At 70.7% G+C, this 15,808-nt stretch carries 15 protein-coding genes; 9 read left to right on the top strand and 6 right to left on the bottom strand.

The window, feature by feature from the left end:
* The 7 genes from VFZ20_RS05075 to VFZ20_RS05045 form a co-directional block, all read left to right on the top strand.
* The coding region (locus VFZ20_RS05075) for a hypothetical protein (protein WP_329682750.1) at window positions 1-324 on the top strand (324 nt) is incomplete at its 5' end.
* Window positions 321-719, top strand: coding sequence for an aspartyl protease family protein (locus VFZ20_RS05070; RefSeq protein WP_329682749.1), 399 nt, complete (start codon window positions 321-323; stop codon window positions 717-719). The genes VFZ20_RS05075 and VFZ20_RS05070, both read left to right, overlap by 4 nt.
* An 87-nt stretch (window positions 720-806) precedes the next feature.
* On the top strand, window positions 807-1,322 hold the full coding sequence (locus tag VFZ20_RS05065) for a hypothetical protein (protein WP_329682748.1): 516 nt from the start codon (window positions 807-809) through the stop codon (window positions 1,320-1,322).
* Window positions 1,323-1,387: 65 nt separating this feature from the next.
* The gene (locus VFZ20_RS05060) at window positions 1,388-2,596 is read left to right on the top strand and encodes a toll/interleukin-1 receptor domain-containing protein (RefSeq protein ID WP_329682747.1); all 1,209 of its coding nucleotides are present in this window, start codon (window positions 1,388-1,390) and stop codon (window positions 2,594-2,596) included.
* Window positions 2,597-2,619: 23 nt separating this feature from the next.
* The gene (locus VFZ20_RS05055; RefSeq protein ID WP_329682746.1) at window positions 2,620-3,075 is read left to right on the top strand and encodes a hypothetical protein; all 456 of its coding nucleotides are present in this window, start codon (window positions 2,620-2,622) and stop codon (window positions 3,073-3,075) included.
* Window positions 3,072-3,554 carry a nuclear transport factor 2 family protein gene (locus VFZ20_RS05050; RefSeq protein ID WP_329682745.1) on the top strand — a complete coding sequence of 161 codons (483 nt, stop codon included), beginning with the start codon at window positions 3,072-3,074 and terminating at the stop codon, window positions 3,552-3,554. Before VFZ20_RS05055 ends, VFZ20_RS05050 begins: the two co-directional genes overlap by 4 nt.
* Window positions 3,555-3,914: 360 nt before the next feature.
* The gene (locus VFZ20_RS05045; RefSeq protein WP_329682744.1) at window positions 3,915-6,068 is read left to right on the top strand and encodes a M3 family metallopeptidase; all 2,154 of its coding nucleotides are present in this window, start codon (window positions 3,915-3,917) and stop codon (window positions 6,066-6,068) included.
* Between the two features lie 201 nt (window positions 6,069-6,269).
* Here the strand turns inward: VFZ20_RS05045 and VFZ20_RS05040 are convergent, their stop codons facing one another.
* Complete coding sequence (locus VFZ20_RS05040; protein WP_329682743.1) at window positions 6,270-6,644, bottom strand: YARHG domain-containing protein; 375 nt, start codon at window positions 6,642-6,644, stop codon at window positions 6,270-6,272.
* A 308-nt stretch (window positions 6,645-6,952) separates the two neighbouring features.
* Here VFZ20_RS05040 and VFZ20_RS05035 point away from each other — a divergent pair, with 308 nt between their 5' ends.
* The gene (locus VFZ20_RS05035) at window positions 6,953-7,468 is read left to right on the top strand and encodes a DUF2059 domain-containing protein (RefSeq protein ID WP_329682742.1); all 516 of its coding nucleotides are present in this window, start codon (window positions 6,953-6,955) and stop codon (window positions 7,466-7,468) included.
* Between the two features lie 33 nt (window positions 7,469-7,501).
* On the top strand, window positions 7,502-8,050 hold the full coding sequence (locus VFZ20_RS05030) for a hypothetical protein (RefSeq protein WP_329682741.1): 549 nt from the start codon (window positions 7,502-7,504) through the stop codon (window positions 8,048-8,050).
* Between the two features lie 106 nt (window positions 8,051-8,156).
* Here VFZ20_RS05030 and VFZ20_RS05025 read toward each other — a convergent pair whose 3' ends face one another.
* The 5 genes from VFZ20_RS05025 to VFZ20_RS05005 all read right to left on the bottom strand — a co-directional run bounded on the left by VFZ20_RS05025 (window position 8,157) and on the right by VFZ20_RS05005 (window position 15,490).
* Window positions 8,157-8,681 (bottom strand): GNAT family N-acetyltransferase, encoded by a 525-nt coding sequence (locus VFZ20_RS05025; protein WP_329682740.1) that lies wholly within the window; start codon window positions 8,679-8,681, stop codon window positions 8,157-8,159.
* Entirely contained in the window at window positions 8,678-9,625 is a 948-nt protein-coding gene (locus VFZ20_RS05020) for a glutathione S-transferase family protein (RefSeq protein WP_329682739.1), read from the bottom strand. The genes VFZ20_RS05025 and VFZ20_RS05020 overlap by 4 nt, the downstream gene beginning before the upstream one ends.
* Before the next feature lie 807 nt (window positions 9,626-10,432).
* Complete coding sequence (locus tag VFZ20_RS05015; protein WP_329682738.1) at window positions 10,433-11,689, bottom strand: GAF domain-containing sensor histidine kinase; 1,257 nt, start codon at window positions 11,687-11,689, stop codon at window positions 10,433-10,435.
* 107 nt (window positions 11,690-11,796) lie between these two features.
* Window positions 11,797-13,392, bottom strand: a complete 1,596-nt coding sequence (locus tag VFZ20_RS05010) for a hypothetical protein (protein ID WP_329682737.1) — start codon at window positions 13,390-13,392, stop codon at window positions 11,797-11,799.
* Between the two features lie 553 nt (window positions 13,393-13,945).
* The gene (locus tag VFZ20_RS05005) at window positions 13,946-15,490 is read right to left on the bottom strand and encodes a M28 family peptidase (RefSeq protein WP_329682736.1); all 1,545 of its coding nucleotides are present in this window, start codon (window positions 15,488-15,490) and stop codon (window positions 13,946-13,948) included.
* Window positions 15,491-15,808: the final 318 nt, after the last annotated feature.

Below are 15,808 nucleotides of genomic sequence, written 5' to 3'. Positions count from 1 at the left end.
GTCAACCTCCCACTTGATCGGGGCTGGAAACGTGGTTACGTTCGAACCATGATCAAGCCGCGCTACGCCCCCGATGAGCTCGCCCGCATGGGCGACGCGATCTACGAGCGGGACATCCTTCCCCGGATGACGGCGGAGGATACCGGCCGCATCGTCGCCATCGACGTGGAGACGGGTGCGTACGCCCTCGGGTCCGACCTGCTGGCGACTGCGCACCAGGTGTTCGAGTCCGTTCCTGGGGCCCAGCTCTGGTTCAAGCGGGTGGGGTTCGCGTATGTGCATTCCTTCGGAGGCCGTGACTCGCGACCCAGGGGTGGGGCATGATTGTCGGCGTCGTCAACGATTCCTTCGAGGCGACGGTCGAGCTCACGGTCTGTGGTCCGGGAGGCCAGGAAGAACGGCTGGAGTTCGTAGTGGATACGGGCTTCGCGGGAACCATTTCGCTCCATCCGGCGGTGGCTGCCGCGCTCGGGCTTCCGTACGTAGGCCAGGTGACTGCCAGGCTGGCGGATGGAAGTCTGGTCCCGATGACGATCCGGGCGGCGCAGTTGCTGTGGAACGGCGGCGTGCGAGATGTGTCGGTGGACATCGCTGAGAATGTCTCGATGATCGGGATGAATCTGCTGGCCGGACACGAATTCTACATGCGTACTGTCCCCGGTGGTGAGGTGCTGACTTCAGCTCCCTCCGACTTTGTGCAGGCGCCACATCCGGGTTGACATTTGCCTGCAGTCCAGATGGTATTCAGCCCGTGACCACGCCCGGTCGCGGGCTTTTCGTTGCGCTCCCCAGGCTCTCCGGTTCACATGCAGCGGATGGATGACGCCACGTTCATCGCGTGGCTGGCGGAGGCGGGGATCACGGGCGCCGAGCCGAAGTCCGGGCGCACGTGGCTGTACTTTGGCGCGGCGCAGGACGCCACCCGCACGTGGGAGGCACCGGATGCGGGTGAGGCGCGGGATGCGTGGCTCGCGGCGGTCGTCCGCGCCGCGTCGGCCGGCGGGCCGTGGTGGCTGTGGCCGCGCGGGGGCGGCGGCTGGTACGGCGGCTTTGCGTCCGCGGAGGGGATCGCCGCGGCGGCGGGGGCGGCCGGCGTGCCGCGCGACTTCGGCGGCGCGCTGGGCTTTGGCGCGGACGAGACGGAGCCCATGATGGGCCTCCTCCGCGCGTTCGCGGCGTGGCCGTGGAACGGGGGAGACGACGTGTACCTCGTCCCCGCCGATCAATCGTGCGTGGTGATGCTCTGCCACGACGAGGAGATCCACGTCTTTGCGCCGGACCGCGAGCGCTTGCGTACGTTCGGGGAGGATGTTCGTATGTGATGCATCCCCGCCGTCGCGGCCTCCGGTCAGGTGGCGCAGACCCTTTCGGATCAATTTGAATCGACATGTCTTCGTTTCTTCGAGGTAGCGGCCCCAGGGTCTTTCTGTCGTATCGCTACACCGATCGGGGTCCAGCCGGGGAGGTCAGCCGTTTTCTTGCCGATCGCGGCTGCCAGGTACGTATGGAGGACGAAACGTCGCTCCTGGGGCAGAACCTTTCGCGCGTCCTGCCCGAACGCATCCGGGATGCGGAGGTGTTCGTTCAGCTGGTTACGGACGCCTCGTCGGAGTCGGAGTGGGTACGGCGGGAGCTCGAGTGGGCCGTAGAGCGGAACCGCGGGGCGGGAATGCCGTTGATCATCCCCGTCGTGCTGGGGCCGGTAGTTCCGCTAGGATTGCTGAAGGACTGGGCCTACGTGAACGCGGGTGGCGGGCTGAACGACCAGGTGCTGCAGACGCTCGCGCGGGGATGCCTGAACGCCGTGGAGCCCCTGCCCCTGGACCGGGAGCGGCCCTGCCACTTCGACGAATCCCGCGTCCTGGACCTGCTGCGAAAAGCCGCGGCGCCCCTCCGGCGGATCGTCGTGGACGCCGACGGGCTGTTCGAGGCGACGTCGCGGGCAGCCATCGACCGGGCAAAGAGCCTGGACGGGGAGCACCGGGACGCGTTCGTAGCCCAGGAGCGGCGGCGGCGCGACCGGCTCGCCCGACTGCTGGAGTACGCTGACCTGGTGCTTCCCCGGCTGCTGCGCGAGCTGCACGAGCAGTATCATGAATATGCGTATGCGTTTCCCGGGCGCGCGCTGGAGCCGGTGAACCGATTCTCGCGCCTGCTGCTGGGTACCGAGCTGGTCGCCCTCTTTCGCACCTTCAAAGGCGAGCTGGAGCCGCTCGATCCCGGGGCGCCCGTCCTTCGAGAGGCACTGGAGCGGATGCACTCCGCCCAGGCTCACAAGCCCGGGGACTCGGGGTTCGGAGAGGCATACTGGGGGCTGGGAGAGCAGCCCAAGGCCCTCGTGGAGCTTGGCTTCGCCGGGCGCGTGCCCGTCAACCTGTACCTTCCCGCGCAGACGGTTGAGGGAGACCGGGAGGTGGCGATGCGCTTCGGCGACCCACCCGACACGATCGTTCGCCCGGAGCACTGGGCGGACTACGCGCTTCCCCAGATCGCGCGCAGGGCGGCCTGGTCACTGAACAGCCCCCATCCTCCCGCCGAGGTCATCGAGCAGTATGGCTGGAAGGTGAGCGACTACCGCCGGATGGGCTACCCGTGATGCGTCCCGCCATTCGGCAGATCATGCGACTGATTCCACACGTGGGCGTGGGGACGCTGCGGTTCGGGATGGACGAGGCGGCGGTGCGCGCCGTCCTGGGCGAGCCGGCGGAGCGCGAGCTGTACGACGACGGCGCGCGGACGGCGCTCGCGTTCCCGGGCGAGGTGGACGCGATCCTGCACGCGGAGCACGGACTGGTGGGCGTGAGCCTTGCCGCCGGGCAGGCGACGCTGTTCGGCGCGGACCTGTTCGCGCTGGATCGCGCGGGCATCGAGGCGCTGCTGGCTCCGCGCGTGGAGACGGCGTGGCGGCGGATCGACCACGACACGCGTACGCTCTCCGCGCCGTCGCTGGGGCTCATCATCTACTTCCACGTGACGGACGACACGCCGCAGTTTCCGGGACGTGGCGCGGCGGCGAGCGCATCGGCTGACGTGCATCACCCTGATCCTCCCATTTCCTTCTTCATCGAACGATGAAGCGCATCGCACTGCTGCTCCTCGTCTCCCTGGCCGGATGCACGACGGCGCGCACGGCCGCCGCGCCCGCGCCAAGCCCGGAAGCCGCCGCCGTCGTCGCCGTGGCCGACCGGCTGTTCGACGCCATGCGGACGCGCGACACGGTGGCGATCAAGCGCCTGTTCACCCCGCAGGCGCGCATCGTTGCCGTGGGGCGGCAGAACGGGGTGGCGATGATGCGTGAACGCGCCGTGGGCGAGTTCCTGGGCAGCATCGCCACGGCGCCGGAGGCGCTGCTGGAGCGGATGTGGGATGCCGAGGTGCGCATCGACGGCGACCTGGCGACGCTCTGGGCGCCGTACGACTTCCATCGCGGCGCGCAGTTCAGCCACTGCGGAGTGGATGCGTTCCAGCTGGTGCGGGTGGAGGGCGCGTGGCGCATCGTGTCGCTCAGCTACACCCTCCAGCCGGAAGGCTGCCCGCCCGCGCCGCCGCGCTGAGCCGACGCGTGCAGGATGTGAAAGTATCTGCCGGAGACGGCCGCACCCCGCCGGAGCGAATGAATTCGCCGCTGGAAATTCGCGAAGTCCGCCTGCGCGGACTGCCCCAGCGCGTGCCCGTCGGTGTGCACCTCGAGCCACGAACCAGCCATTGAAGCCTCACGCCGTTCGTGAGGCTTTCCACAGTCGTTGCGGCGGCTTCAGCCGCTCCGGCTCCGAGACGGCGCTTCCCGGGCGTGGAAACAGATGACGGGATGGCGGGTATCGTGACGGCTTGTACCCGGGACACCGGGAGTGCATATTCGGGCCTCCGCGCACCGGCAGGGCGCGCGGCCGGCTTCTCCAACCGTCATCGAAACGATGCGAATGCGCGATACCTTCATCATCCCCGGCGCGGCCCTCGTGCTCACGGCCGCGGCCGTCACGGGCGCCGGGGCGCAGCAAAATCCGCTGCTGGCCGAGTGGACGGGGCCGTACGGCGGCATCCCCCCGTTCGACCAGGTGCGGGTGGAGCACTTCAAGCCCGCGCTGGAAACGGCCATGGCTGAAAACCTGGCCGAAATCGAGCGCATCGCCCGCAACCCGGCCGCGCCCACCTTTCAGAACACCATCGAGGCGCTGGAGAACGCCGGCCGCATGCTGGACCGCGTGAGCACCTCGTACGGCATCTGGAGCAGCACCATGAACACGCCGGAGTTCGCGGCCGTGGAGCGCGAGATGGCGCCCCGGCTGGCGGCGTTCGGCGACCAGGTCACGGGCAACACGGCGCTGTTCCGCCGCATCGCGGCCATCTACGAGTCGCCCGACACGGTGAACCTCACGCCGGAGCAGCGGCGCCTGGTGTGGCGCTCGTACACCAACTTCGTCCGGGCCGGCGCCCGGCTGGACGAGCCGGCCAAGGAGCGCCTGTCGGCCATCAACCAGCGCCTGGCGGAGCTGTACACGCGCTTCAGCCAGAACGTGCTGGCCGACGAGACCGACCACACCATGGTGCTGCGCGACTCGGCGGAGCTGGCGGGGCTGCCGCCCTCGCTGGTGGCGGCGGCCGCGCAGGCGGCGCAGAGCCGCAACCAGCCCGGCGCGTGGGTCATCACCAACACGCGCTCGTCCATCGACCCGTTCCTCACCTACAGCACGCGGCGTGACCTGCGCGAGCGGGCGTGGCGCATGTTCGTGAACCGCGGCGACAACGGCGACGCGCACGACAACAACGCCATCATCACCGAGATCCTCAAGCTGCGGGCGGAGCGCGCCAACCTGCTGGGCTACCCCACGCACGCCCACTGGCGGCTGGAGAACGCCATGGCCGGCACGCCGGAGCGTGCCATGGAGCTCATGGAGGCCGTGTGGACGCCCGCCGTGGCCCGCGTGCGCCAGGAAGTGGCCGACATGGAGCAGGTGGCCGCGGCCGAGGGCACGCCCGTGGACATCCAGCCCTGGGACTACCGCTTCTACCAGGAAAAGGTGCGCAAGGCGCGCTACGACCTGGACCAGAACCAGGTCAAGCCGTACCTGCAGCTGGAGCGGCTGCGCGAGGGGATGTTCTGGGTGGCCGGCGAGCTGTTCGGCTTCGCCTTTCAGCCCGTGACCAACGTGCCCGTGTACCACCCCGACGTGCGGGTGTGGGAGGTGACGGACCGCGCCACGGGGCGCCACGTGGGGCTGTGGTACTTTGATCCGTACGCCCGGCCGGGCAAGCGCTCGGGCGCGTGGATGAACGCGTACCGCAACCAGGAGCGCTTCCGCGGCGAGGTCACCACCATCGTCAGCAACAACTCCAACTTCGTGAAGGGCGCCCCGGGCGAGCCCGTCCTGATCTCGTGGGACGACGCCACGACGCTCTTTCACGAGTTTGGCCACGCGCTGCACGGCCTGAGCAGCAACGTCACCTACCCGTCGCTCAGCGGCACGGCCGTGGCGCGCGACTACGTGGAGTTCCCGTCGCAGCTGCTGGAGCACTGGCTGAGCACGCCGCAGGTGCTGCAGCGCTTTGCCACGCACTACCAGACGGGTGAGCCCATCCCGCAGGCGCTGGTGGACCGCATCAAGTCGGCCTCCACCTTCAACCAGGGCTTCGGCACGGTGGAGTACCTGGCCAGCGCCCTGGTGGACATGAAGCTGCACCTGGCCGGCAACGCCACCATCGACCCGGACGCGTTCGAGCGCGAGACGCTGGCGGAGCTGGGGATGCCGGCGGAGATCGTGATGCGCCACCGCACGCCGCAGTTTGGCCACGTGTTCAGCAGCGACGGCTACTCGGCGGGCTACTACAGCTACCTGTGGAGCGACGTGATCACGGCCGACGCGGCCGAGGCGTTCACGGAGGCACCCGGCGGCCTGTACGACGCCGACGTGGCGCGGCGCCTGCGCGAGAACATCTTCTCCATCGGCAACACGATGGACCCGGCCGAGGCATATCGCCGCTTCCGGGGCCGCGATCCGCAAATCGAGGCGCTGATGCGCAAGCGCGGCTTTCCCACGGGCGAGGCGACGTCGGGCGGCACCAGCCACTGACGCGCGCTGTACGGCGCTGAGCGGAACGGCCGGCGATCTCGCGAGAGGTCGCCGGCCGGTTCGTTCCTGGCATGCATCGGGAGCAACGGCAACGGCATTCTCACGCAGAGGGAGCAGGGGCAGCAGAGTACTGCAACTGCATTCTCACGCAGAGCCGCGGAGGCTGCGGAGAACTGCGACTGCGGTCCCTCCCGCCGGAAATCAGCGGCAGCGTTCCTCGGCCCCAGTGATGCGCCGCACGTTCGCGCGGTCCTCGTAGGTCATGTCGCGGGAATCCGAGAACGCGGGGTCGGGCCGGTACCACGGCTGCCGGGCAAAGTAGTCGCGGTATTCCGGCTTCTCGAACACCCGCCCGTGCCGCGCATACGCCGCGTTGCGCAACAGGCCCAGCTCGTAGCACCCGTACGACGACAGGTCGTCTTCCTGCACCGCGGCTCCCTGCCGCACCCGTTCCATGCTTTCATTGAAGCTGTCGTCCAGGCCGGCCAGCCTGCGTGACTCGCTCGGGGCAAACTCCGCGACGGCGGCAACCGCCGCGATCACCAGGCCCAGTCCCGTGACGATGTAGCGGATCATGAATCCCTTTCCCCGGCCGATCGTGATGAACTCCGTCCGATATCGTCGGGCAAGGTACGTTCACGGGCCGGGGGACGGTAGATTTTTGTTTGCGGGCAATCCACCGGGGGCAACGGCAACGGCGTTCTCACGCAGAGGGAGCAGGGGCAGCAGAGGAACTGCAACTGCATCCTCACGCAGAGCCGCGGAGGACGCGGAGAACTGCAACTGCGCACGATGGATCGCGCACACGTTGCCTTTCGGCGACGGCGCGCGCATCTTCGCGCGAGGTGCGACCCGCACCCCTCCCCCATCCATCGAGACTGCACATGCGCATCACACAGATCCTGCTCGCCGGCTCGCTCGCGTTCATCCCCGCCGTGGCGGCCGCGCAGCCCGGCAACGCGCCGGCACGGCCCGCGGAGGCCGCCCAGGTCTCCGACTCGGAGCTGGAGCTGGCCACGCGGCTCATCCAGCTGGCGGACCTGCAGGGCACCGCCATGGCCGGCGTAAAGATCATGCTGGACCAGCAGATCCAGGCCTCGCCCGAGATGGCGCCCTACCGCGGCGTGCTGGAGGAGTGGATCATGGACGTCTTCAAGAGCCCCGAGGCCACGTCCTCGTTCGCCCAGATCTACGCCGAGGCGTTCACGGAGCGGGAGCTGCGCGACATCGTCGCCTTCTACCAGACGCCCACGGGACGGCGGATGGCGGCGGAGCAGGGCAGCCTGGCCGCGGCCGGCGCGCGCGTGGGCGAGGAGCTGGCGCAGGCCAACGTGGCCGACCTGATGACGCGCCTGGGCGCGGCCATGGCCGCCGGGAACGACAACCGCAAGCAGGACTGATCCGCCTTTCATCCACGCGAGCAGACGTACGAGATGCAGATCCTGGAGGACGTGCGGTTCTTTGGCTGGCTGCAGCAGCGCGGCATCATCGCCGACCCGGAGCGCGGCACGGGCGACCGGCTGACCTTCGCGGAGGGCACGTCCGTGGACCGGCGGTGGCGCCCCGGCGGCATCACGTCCGACGTGCCGGACTTTACGTGGAGCGTGCTGAATGCCGCCATGCAGGGTGGGCCGTGGTGGGTGTGGCGGCGGGGCGGGGGACCGTGGATGGACGAGTTTGGCCAGGAGGGCGGCCTGCGCAACGCCGCGCTGGACCGGCTGCTGGAGGCGCTGGGCTACGGGGGCGGGAGCGGCGCGCTGCGGCTGGGCGTCAAGGAGCTGCCGGACCTGTGGCTGATCGTGAACGCGTTCTTCGTCTTCGGGTGGAGCGTGGCCGAGGACCTGTACGTGATCCCCGACGACTGCTCGTGCGTGCTGCTGTTCTCCAACGAGGGTCACGTGGAGGCGCGCTTTCCCTCCGGGGAGCGCGCCGCCGCCTTCGCCGAAGCCCTGCCGCCCCAGGCGCGGCCCGCGGAAGGATAGCAGAAACCCCGTTGCAGTTCTCTGCGCCTCTGCGGCTCTGCGTGAGAAAATCGGTTGCAGTCCCCTGCTGCCCCTGCCCCCTCTGCGTGAGAATGCAGTTGCTCCCCTACCGCAGCGGGAGGCGGTAGCCGGTGACGAGCTCGGCGCCGGGGGGCTGAAAGTCGTGCTCCGGCGCGCGCACGAAGCCCATCTGCTCGTACATCCGCAGCGCCACCTCCATGCTCCGGGACGTGTGCAGCCCCAGCTCCGCCGCGCCGATGGCCCGCGCGCGGCGGATGCACTCCTCCACCAGCGCCCGGCCCACGCCCATCCCCCGCGCGGACGGCGCCACGGCCAGCAGGCGCAGCTCCGGCACCGTGGCGGCCTCGGTGTAGCCGGCGTACGCGTCGCTGGCCGGCGGGTACAGCATCACGCTCCCCACGACCTGCCCGTCGCACTCCGCCACGATGCGCTGCACCGTCGGGTCATCCGAGGCGAGGGCGGCGCGCACGGCGGCATCCAGCCCCGCCCACGCCTCCGGCTCCATCGTTTCCGCGAACTCGCCGTACGCCGCCAGCGTCACGTCCGACGCGGCGGCACGGTCCTCCGGGCGCGCGTCGCGGACCCGCAGCCGTTCCGCCCGCTCCGTCACGAAAGCGCCTCCCGCCCGTGCGGCGCCGTCCAGTCCACCAGGGGCCCCAGCGGCACGATGCGCGTGGGGTTCAGCTGGTCGTGCGTCATGTAGTAGTGGCGCTTGATGTGGTCCTGGTCCGTCGTCTCGCCGAACGCCGGGCGCTGGTACAGGTCGCGCGCGTACGCCCACAGGTTCGGGTAGTCCACCAGGCGGCGCAGGTTGCACTTGAAGTGGCCCACGTACACGCTGTCGAAGCGCGCCAGCGTGGTGTACAGCCGGATGTCCGCCTCCGTCAGCTGGCCGCCCACGAGCCAGCGCCGCGAGGACAGCCGCGCCTCCAGCCAGCCCAGCCGGTCGAACAGGCGTGTGACGGCGGCCTCGTACGCCTCCTGCGCGGCGGCGAACCCGGCGCGGTACACGCCGTTGTTCACGTCGCGGTAGACGAGGTCGCTGATCTCGTCGATCTCCGCCCGCAGGTGCTCCGGATACAGGTCCGGCGCGCCCGGCTTGTGGAACGCCGTGAACTGCGTCTCGAAGTCGATCGTGATGTCGGGATAGTTGTTCGTCACCAGGCGGCCGGACACGCGGTCCCAGATGCACGGAACGGTGTAGCGGCCCGTGTACGACGGGTCCGTGCGCAGGTACGCCTCGGAAAGATATTGAAAGCTGCAGACGGGATCGGGCCCGTGCCCCGGCCCCTCGCGAAAGGCCCAGCCCTGCTCGTCGCGGATGGGGTCCACCACCGTCATCCCGATCACGTCCTCCAGCCCCAGCAGTCGGCGTACGATGAGGGCCCGGTGCGCCCACGGGCACGCCAGGGAGACGTAGAGGTGGTAGCGGCCGGCCTCCGCGGGAAAGCCGGAGGAGCCGTCGGCCGTGATGCGGTCGCGGATGGTGTACTGCTGCCGGACGAACTCGCCGCTCTTGCTCGTTTCGGCGGGGAACTGCGCCTGCGTGCTCATCGTCGTGCCCTCGGGGGGTGTGGATTCCGCGCGGAGTCTATCCGCCGCGCTCCGCCCCTGCAATCCGCGGCCCGCGCGCGTGGTCCCCGGATTTGTCAGGAATCTCACCTCCGCGGAAGCGTCATCCTGAGTCATTCGGCGCTGCGCACCTCGTGGGATGAAAGCTGCGCCGTACAACCTCCCCCAGGGGTTTTTGGGGGGAGGTGGGCGAGCTCCGCGAGCCCGGAGGGGGCGCGCGGGCGGGGCACGCCACCCCGCACGAGCCCAGCCGCGGCTTTCTATTCAGGGAGCGCCGCGCGAACGTGAACGCACGAAAGACTTTGGCGCGACCGAAGGATCTTGTGTCCAAACCACGGGGCCGGCTCCACGTCTGGAAGCGGGCTCCGAGTCTCGCACACAAGATCCTTCGTCGCCGCCATGGTTGGTGCGCGGAGGAGCATCGCGCGGCGGCTCCTCAGGATGACGCATCTTGCCGCATCTCGCCGATGGGCGGTCCGATGAAACCAATCCGCACAGAACTACACATCGAATTGATTTCCTGAGGGAGCGCCCGCGCAGGACTCGCCCGTTCGCGAGACTCCGGGCGCGACCGAAGGATCTCCTTCGCGGGGCAGGGACTTCGCCGCTGGGTTGAGTCCTTGCCCGGGCGGGACGATCCTTCGGGGCCGCACGCATCCGGCGCGGTCGAGCTCGTGAGGGCCCCTCAGGAAAACAAGGCTTGTTCGATCCGATCGCCAGGAACGAACGGAGCCGGCGAGGGAGCGTGCCCTCACCGGCTCTGCGTCGGATCGTCAGGAGACGCGCGGGTCAGGCGTCGTCGTCGCGCGCTTCCTTGGGGATGGTGAAGAAGAAGGTGCTCCCCTTGCCCCACTCGCTCGCAACCCAGATGCGCCCGCCGTGCTGCTGGACGATGGTGCGGCAGATGGCCAGCCCCAGCCCCGTGCCCCCCTTGTCGCGCGCATCGGACGAGTCCACCTGCCGAAAGCGCTCGAAGATGTCGTCCAGCCGGTCGGCGGGGATGCCGCGGCCGCGGTCGCGCACCTGGAACAGCGCGTTGGAGCCGCGGTCCTCGGCGATCACCTCCACCAGCGCCCCGGGATCCGAGAACTTGGCCGCGTTGGACAGCAGGTTCACGAGCACCTGCACGATGCGGTCGGCGTCGCCCCACACGCGCAGGCCGGGGTCCATGCGGGCCTCCATCCGCACCTGCAGCTCCGTGGCGGCGCCCTGCACGGCGTCCATGGCCTGCTGCACCAGCGGCTCCACCGCCTGCAGGCCCATCTCCATCTCCAGCCGGCCGCTGTGCATGCGGTCCAGGTCCAGCATGTCGTTGATGAGCCGCACCAGGCGGTCGCTGTTCTGCGCGGCGATCTGCAGCATCCGCCGGGCCTGGGGCGTGCCGTCCAGCCGTCCGCTGGCCAGCAGGCCCAGGCTGCCGCGGATGGACGTGAGCGGCGTGCGAAGCTCGTGCGCCACGATGGACACGAACTCCTCCTTCATCCGCGCCAGCTCGCGGCGGGCGGCCGCGCTCAGCCGCATCTCCACCTCGTTGGCGGCGCTGGCGCTCAGGTCGCTCAGCACGCGCATCTCGCGCGCCGTCCACTCCCGCGGCTCGAAGCCCGCCACGCACAGCGTGCCCAGGGCGTGCCCGCTGGACATGATGAGCGGAATGCCCAGGTAGCTCACCAGGTTGTGGTCGCGCAGGGCACCCGTGTCGCAGGTGCGCGGGTCCGTCCGCGCGTCGGTGACGACGATGGGCGCGCGCTCCGCCACGGCCCACTTGCAGTAGCAGTCGGCCAGGGGCGTGTTGGGATCCTCGGGCCACCCCTCGGGCACCACGCTGCTCTTGGAGAACTGCCGCTGGTCGTCCAGCAGGTTCACCTGGGCCAGGGGCGCGTCCAGGAACTCGGCCGCCAGGCGCGTAAGCCGGTCGAACGCCTCCTCGGGGGGCGTGTCCAGCAGCCCCGTGGCCGCGAGCACCGCCAGGCGCTCGGCGTTGCCCAGCGCTTCCATGAGCGAGGGCGGCGCCGCCGTGGTCGTCTCCGGGTCCTGAACGAGCTCCATGAATGTCCTGCGTGAACGGGTCCGCGTGCGATCAGACGTTAAATATCGTCGGCGCGGCGGATAATTGAAGCCCCCCCGCCGCGCCGGACCCGTCGCGCGCGTGCCCGTCAGCGCACCCGGACGATGCGCCAGCGCACGCCCGGCACGCTGCTGGACGCCGCGAACGGCTCGCTCCGGTCCGTGCGGATCACCAGGTAGTCCGGGCTGCCGTACGGCCGCGAGACGAATGCCGGGCCTCCCGGCGCGGGGAGGGACGACTGGGGCTGCCAGCCGCCGCCCCCGCCCGTGCCCTGCCACACGCGCAGGTACGTGGGGTCCTGCCAGCGCGCCTCCGTCGTGCGGTCGTCGGCGGCGTGGGCCAGGGCCCAGTCCAGCAGCGCGTCCTCCGGCGACCACGCCGCGTCCAGGCGGGAGCGCATCCGCTCCACGAGCCCCGTGCGCCTGGCGCCCCCGTTGTCGAAGCCGTACCACCCGTCCGACGCGCCCCGCAGCACCTCGGTCACGGCCGCGTCCTCCGTGTCGCCCGCGCGGACGCGCAGCGCGGCCTGCCAGCGCAGGAACCCGGCGGCGTCCGCGTAGCCGTTCGTCAGGGCGCCGCCGTGGCCGCGGCCCCACTCGGCCACGCGCCGCGCGGCGGGGGACGCGGGCGCGGCGCTCATGTCCAGGTTGGCCGTGAGCGGCACGCCCGCCACCCGGCGCGTGGTCTCGAACGCCACGAGGTCCGCCCCGCCCTCCACGCCCCAGTACGCCGCTCCGGCCGCGCTCTCCGTCACGCCGGCGGGGCGCGTGCGGAACATGTACGTGGCCTGGAACGCGTGGGCGAGCTCGTGCGCCATGATCTCGCCCAGCCTCAGTGCCGAGGCCTGCGGGATCACCTTGAACTCCGTCCAGATGCGCGGCGTGCCAAAGTCCGGGATGGACACCGTCCAGCCCAGCGCCGTCCCGCGGCCAATGGCGCGCAGCACCACCAGGTACTGGCCGGAGCCGGGGCTGGTGACGGGGTCCTGGTCGGAGTACGCCGCGCGCATCAGCGGCAGGCCGTGCGCGACGATGCCGGCCCACGCGCTGTCCAGCTGCGCCATGAACGCGGCCAGCTGCGGCTCGTTCTCCCCCTCCAGCCACGCGAAGACGTAGCGGCCGCCGTAGATGCGCAGCACGCGCGCCGTGCGCACCGTCTGCGTGCCGCCGTCGTAGACGCCAAAGCGCTCGTCCAAGGTCCACGGCGTGGCGCGGTAGGTGGCGTGCCCCTGGGGTGGAAGGGCGTTCTGCACGTCGAAGTCCGGCGCCCCGCCGGGCGAGACCGACGCGGACGGGAGCTGCGGGGCGGGTGGCGCGGGGACGTCGTCGCTCAGGTCGGCGGCGATGGCGTAGGCGGAGAACGCGTCGCCGTAGCCCTCGTTCTCCGTCCGCGCCTTTTGCGTGGCGCGCGTGTCCACGAAGGCCACGACGAACTCGGAGCCGGCCGAGCCCTCGATGCGGCAGCGGACCTTGCCGTCCGCGTCCGCCTGCAGGTCCGCGCTCTGCCCCACGGCCAGCTGGATGGGTGCGGCGCACGTCTGCGCGGTGGCTGGCGCGCCGCCCGCCGGGTCTTCGCACGCAGCCAGGAGGGCGACCAGCGGAGCCGAGAGGGGAAGAAGGCGCCGTCGCAGGGAAGGGACGGCGCGATTGGGCATGATGACGTGGGACGCTGGATTGATCGGCATGGATGTCGGACGCTCGATGTGCGCGGCCGCGGGCAACGTTGCCCGCCCTTCCAAGACACAACGCATACGCGAATCCGAATCGCACTCGCATTTGATTAGAAGCGGATGAGGAGGGGCGCCGATTTCGAGGAAGCGGATTCGAGAGAATGAACTGCGCGTCGGGAGGCGGATGTGTTGCGAGGAACGGCGGATCGTGCGGAGCATCCCTCGATGCGCGTCGTCCGGTCCGCGCCGAGCGATTGAAATCGCCGCTGGAGGTTCGCGAACTCCGCCTGCGCGGACTGCCCCCGTATGGGCGAGGAGGGTACACCGCCGCTCGTGTTCGGAAGAAAGCAGTTCTCCCCCTCCCCCGCGCAGCGAGGGCAGGGGGCGGGGGGCGGGGGCCCTCGGCGGGCGAGAGACAGTCCGCCGTCCCGCACGGACGCGGCGCCCGCGATGAAGTTCTCCCTTCCCCCATGCAGTTTATGGGGGAAGGGTCGGGGATGGGGGGCGCTACGCCGGTGCAGGAGTCCCGTCTCCCCGGGATGAACTCACCCGGTGATCCGCATCCCCCTCACGGCGTGCACGGGCGCTCCAGGCGAAAGCCGGGCTCCACGCGGGGGCGCTGGTCCGCCTGCGCGGCCATCCAGCCCGTGGCGTACATCCACCGGGTGGCGCGGGCCAGCTTGGCGACGTCGATGCGCTCCGGCTCGTCCTCGGGCGTGTGGTAGTCCGGGTGCAGCAGCGTCGTAAAGAACACGCTGGGGATGTTGGCGCAGGCGTACGGCAGGTGATCGCTGCGAAAGTACCAGCCCTCCGGGTGCGTCGTGGCGTCCCAGGTGCTGTCGAGCGCGAACCGCGCCGTGGCCGCGTTGGCCCGCAGGGTCATGTCCACCAGGTCGCCCGACGAGCGGTGCGGCGGCAGCGTGCCCAGCAGCGCCGCGCTGTCCGGGTGGTTGCGGCCGATCATGTCGCCGTTGAGCACGGCGGCGATGGCCTCGCGCGGCACCGTGGGATGCCGCACGAACCAGCGCGAGCCCAGCAGCCCGCGCTCCTCCGCCCCGTGCCACACGAACAGCGCGCTGCGCCGCCCCGGCTGCCGCGTGAACGCGCGGGCGATGGCCAGCATGGCCACGCTGACGGTCGCGTTGTCGTCCGCGCCGTTCCAGATGCTGTCGCCGTTCACGGGCACGCGGATGCCGTCGTGGTCCTGGTGCCCGCTGAACAGCACGTACTCACCCCGCAGCGCCGTGTCCGCGCCGGGCGCCACGGCCACGACGTTCACGGACGGGTAGACGAAGCTTTCCGTCATCAGCTCCGCCGTCAGGCGCTGGTTGGGGCGGCGGACGGCGTCCATCATCGACCGGGGGAGCCACAGGACGGGCGGGGTGGCGGCGGGACGCGCCTCGGTGCCGTCGCTCAGGGCGTAGCGGCCGCGCAGCATGGCCGCGCCCGTCACGCCGAACTGCGTTTCCGACACGGAGTCCGACACCAGGATGACGGCCGCGGCCCCACGCTCCACGAGGAACGCGGCGCGGTCGCGGACGGCGGCCTGCGTGTAGCGCCGTGACCACAGGCTGATCTCGCGCGGGGGCACCTGGTTGGGCGGCACGACGAGCGCGGCGACGGCCTTGCCGCGCAGGTCCACGCCTTCCAGCTCCGCCGCGCGCCCCTCGCCCACCCAGACCACGGGCAGGTCCAGGCGCGCGTCCACGGGCGCCGCCACGACCACGTCGCGGGCTAGCGTCAGCGCCGTACCGCCAAGCGAGACGCGGCTGTTGCCGGCCGTGCGCACGCGGCGCAGGGGAAAGAACTGGAAGTACGTCCCGTCGTCCCCGGCGGGGAGCAGGCCGGCCTCACGGGCGCGCTCGGCCACCCACATGGACGCGCGCATCTCGTCCAGCTCGCCGGCCTCGCGCCCGCGCATGGAGTCCGACGCCATGGCGAACACGTCGCGCCGCAGGTCCGCCTCGGTGATGACGTCCATGGCCGGCGGCGGTGCGTCCGCCCGCAGCGAGGTCCGGGCCGGCGCGGGACCGGCGGTGGATCCCGATGACGGCGCGGCGCAGGCGGCGAGGATCGTGAGCGCGACGGGAACGGCGGATGTGCGCAGGCGCATGGTCGGTGCGGTGCGAAAGGTCGGACGATCGGGATGGATGCGGATGCCGGCTGCAAGCGGCGGTCCGGAAGGCGGAGCACGGTGCCGCGGGGGATGGCGGGAGATGGCGCGGGAGATGGCGCGGAGCCGATCCGCAGGAATGAAGATCACGAAGATGATCGCGGCCGCCCAGCCGGAGCGAATGAATTCGCCGCTGGAAAGGCACGAAGTCCGCCTGCGCGGACTGCTCCAGCGCGGGCGGGTCGGGTACACCGTCGCCGTCCTCGGGAGCAATCAGTTCTCCCCCTCCCCCGCGAAGCGGGGGCAGGGGGTCGGGGG

Source organism: Longimicrobium sp., assembly GCF_036280135.1.
GTDB lineage: Bacteria > Gemmatimonadota > Gemmatimonadetes > Longimicrobiales > Longimicrobiaceae > Longimicrobium.
This window is presented reverse-complemented; position numbering and strand designations above follow the sequence as displayed.

Excerpts from the sequence above, each read along its gene's own strand:
- VFZ20_RS05070 (WP_329682749.1), top strand. The coding sequence starts at position 321 with ATGATTGTCGGCGTCGTCAACGATTCCTTCGAGGCGACGGTCGAGCTC.
- VFZ20_RS05065 (WP_329682748.1), top strand. The coding sequence starts at position 807 with ATGCAGCGGATGGATGACGCCACGTTCATCGCGTGGCTGGCGGAGGCG.
- VFZ20_RS05060 (WP_329682747.1), top strand. The coding sequence starts at position 1,388 with ATGTCTTCGTTTCTTCGAGGTAGCGGCCCCAGGGTCTTTCTGTCGTAT.
- VFZ20_RS05055 (WP_329682746.1), top strand. The coding sequence starts at position 2,620 with ATGCGACTGATTCCACACGTGGGCGTGGGGACGCTGCGGTTCGGGATG.
- VFZ20_RS05050 (WP_329682745.1), top strand. The coding sequence starts at position 3,072 with ATGAAGCGCATCGCACTGCTGCTCCTCGTCTCCCTGGCCGGATGCACG.
- VFZ20_RS05045 (WP_329682744.1), top strand. The coding sequence starts at position 3,915 with ATGCGAATGCGCGATACCTTCATCATCCCCGGCGCGGCCCTCGTGCTC.
- VFZ20_RS05040 (WP_329682743.1), bottom strand. The coding sequence starts at position 6,644 with ATGATCCGCTACATCGTCACGGGACTGGGCCTGGTGATCGCGGCGGTT.
- VFZ20_RS05035 (WP_329682742.1), top strand. The coding sequence starts at position 6,953 with ATGCGCATCACACAGATCCTGCTCGCCGGCTCGCTCGCGTTCATCCCC.
- VFZ20_RS05030 (WP_329682741.1), top strand. The coding sequence starts at position 7,502 with ATGCAGATCCTGGAGGACGTGCGGTTCTTTGGCTGGCTGCAGCAGCGC.
- VFZ20_RS05020 (WP_329682739.1), bottom strand. The coding sequence starts at position 9,625 with ATGAGCACGCAGGCGCAGTTCCCCGCCGAAACGAGCAAGAGCGGCGAG.
- VFZ20_RS05015 (WP_329682738.1), bottom strand. The coding sequence starts at position 11,689 with ATGGAGCTCGTTCAGGACCCGGAGACGACCACGGCGGCGCCGCCCTCG.
- VFZ20_RS05010 (WP_329682737.1), bottom strand. The coding sequence starts at position 13,392 with ATGCCGATCAATCCAGCGTCCCACGTCATCATGCCCAATCGCGCCGTC.
- VFZ20_RS05005 (WP_329682736.1), bottom strand. The coding sequence starts at position 15,490 with ATGCGCCTGCGCACATCCGCCGTTCCCGTCGCGCTCACGATCCTCGCC.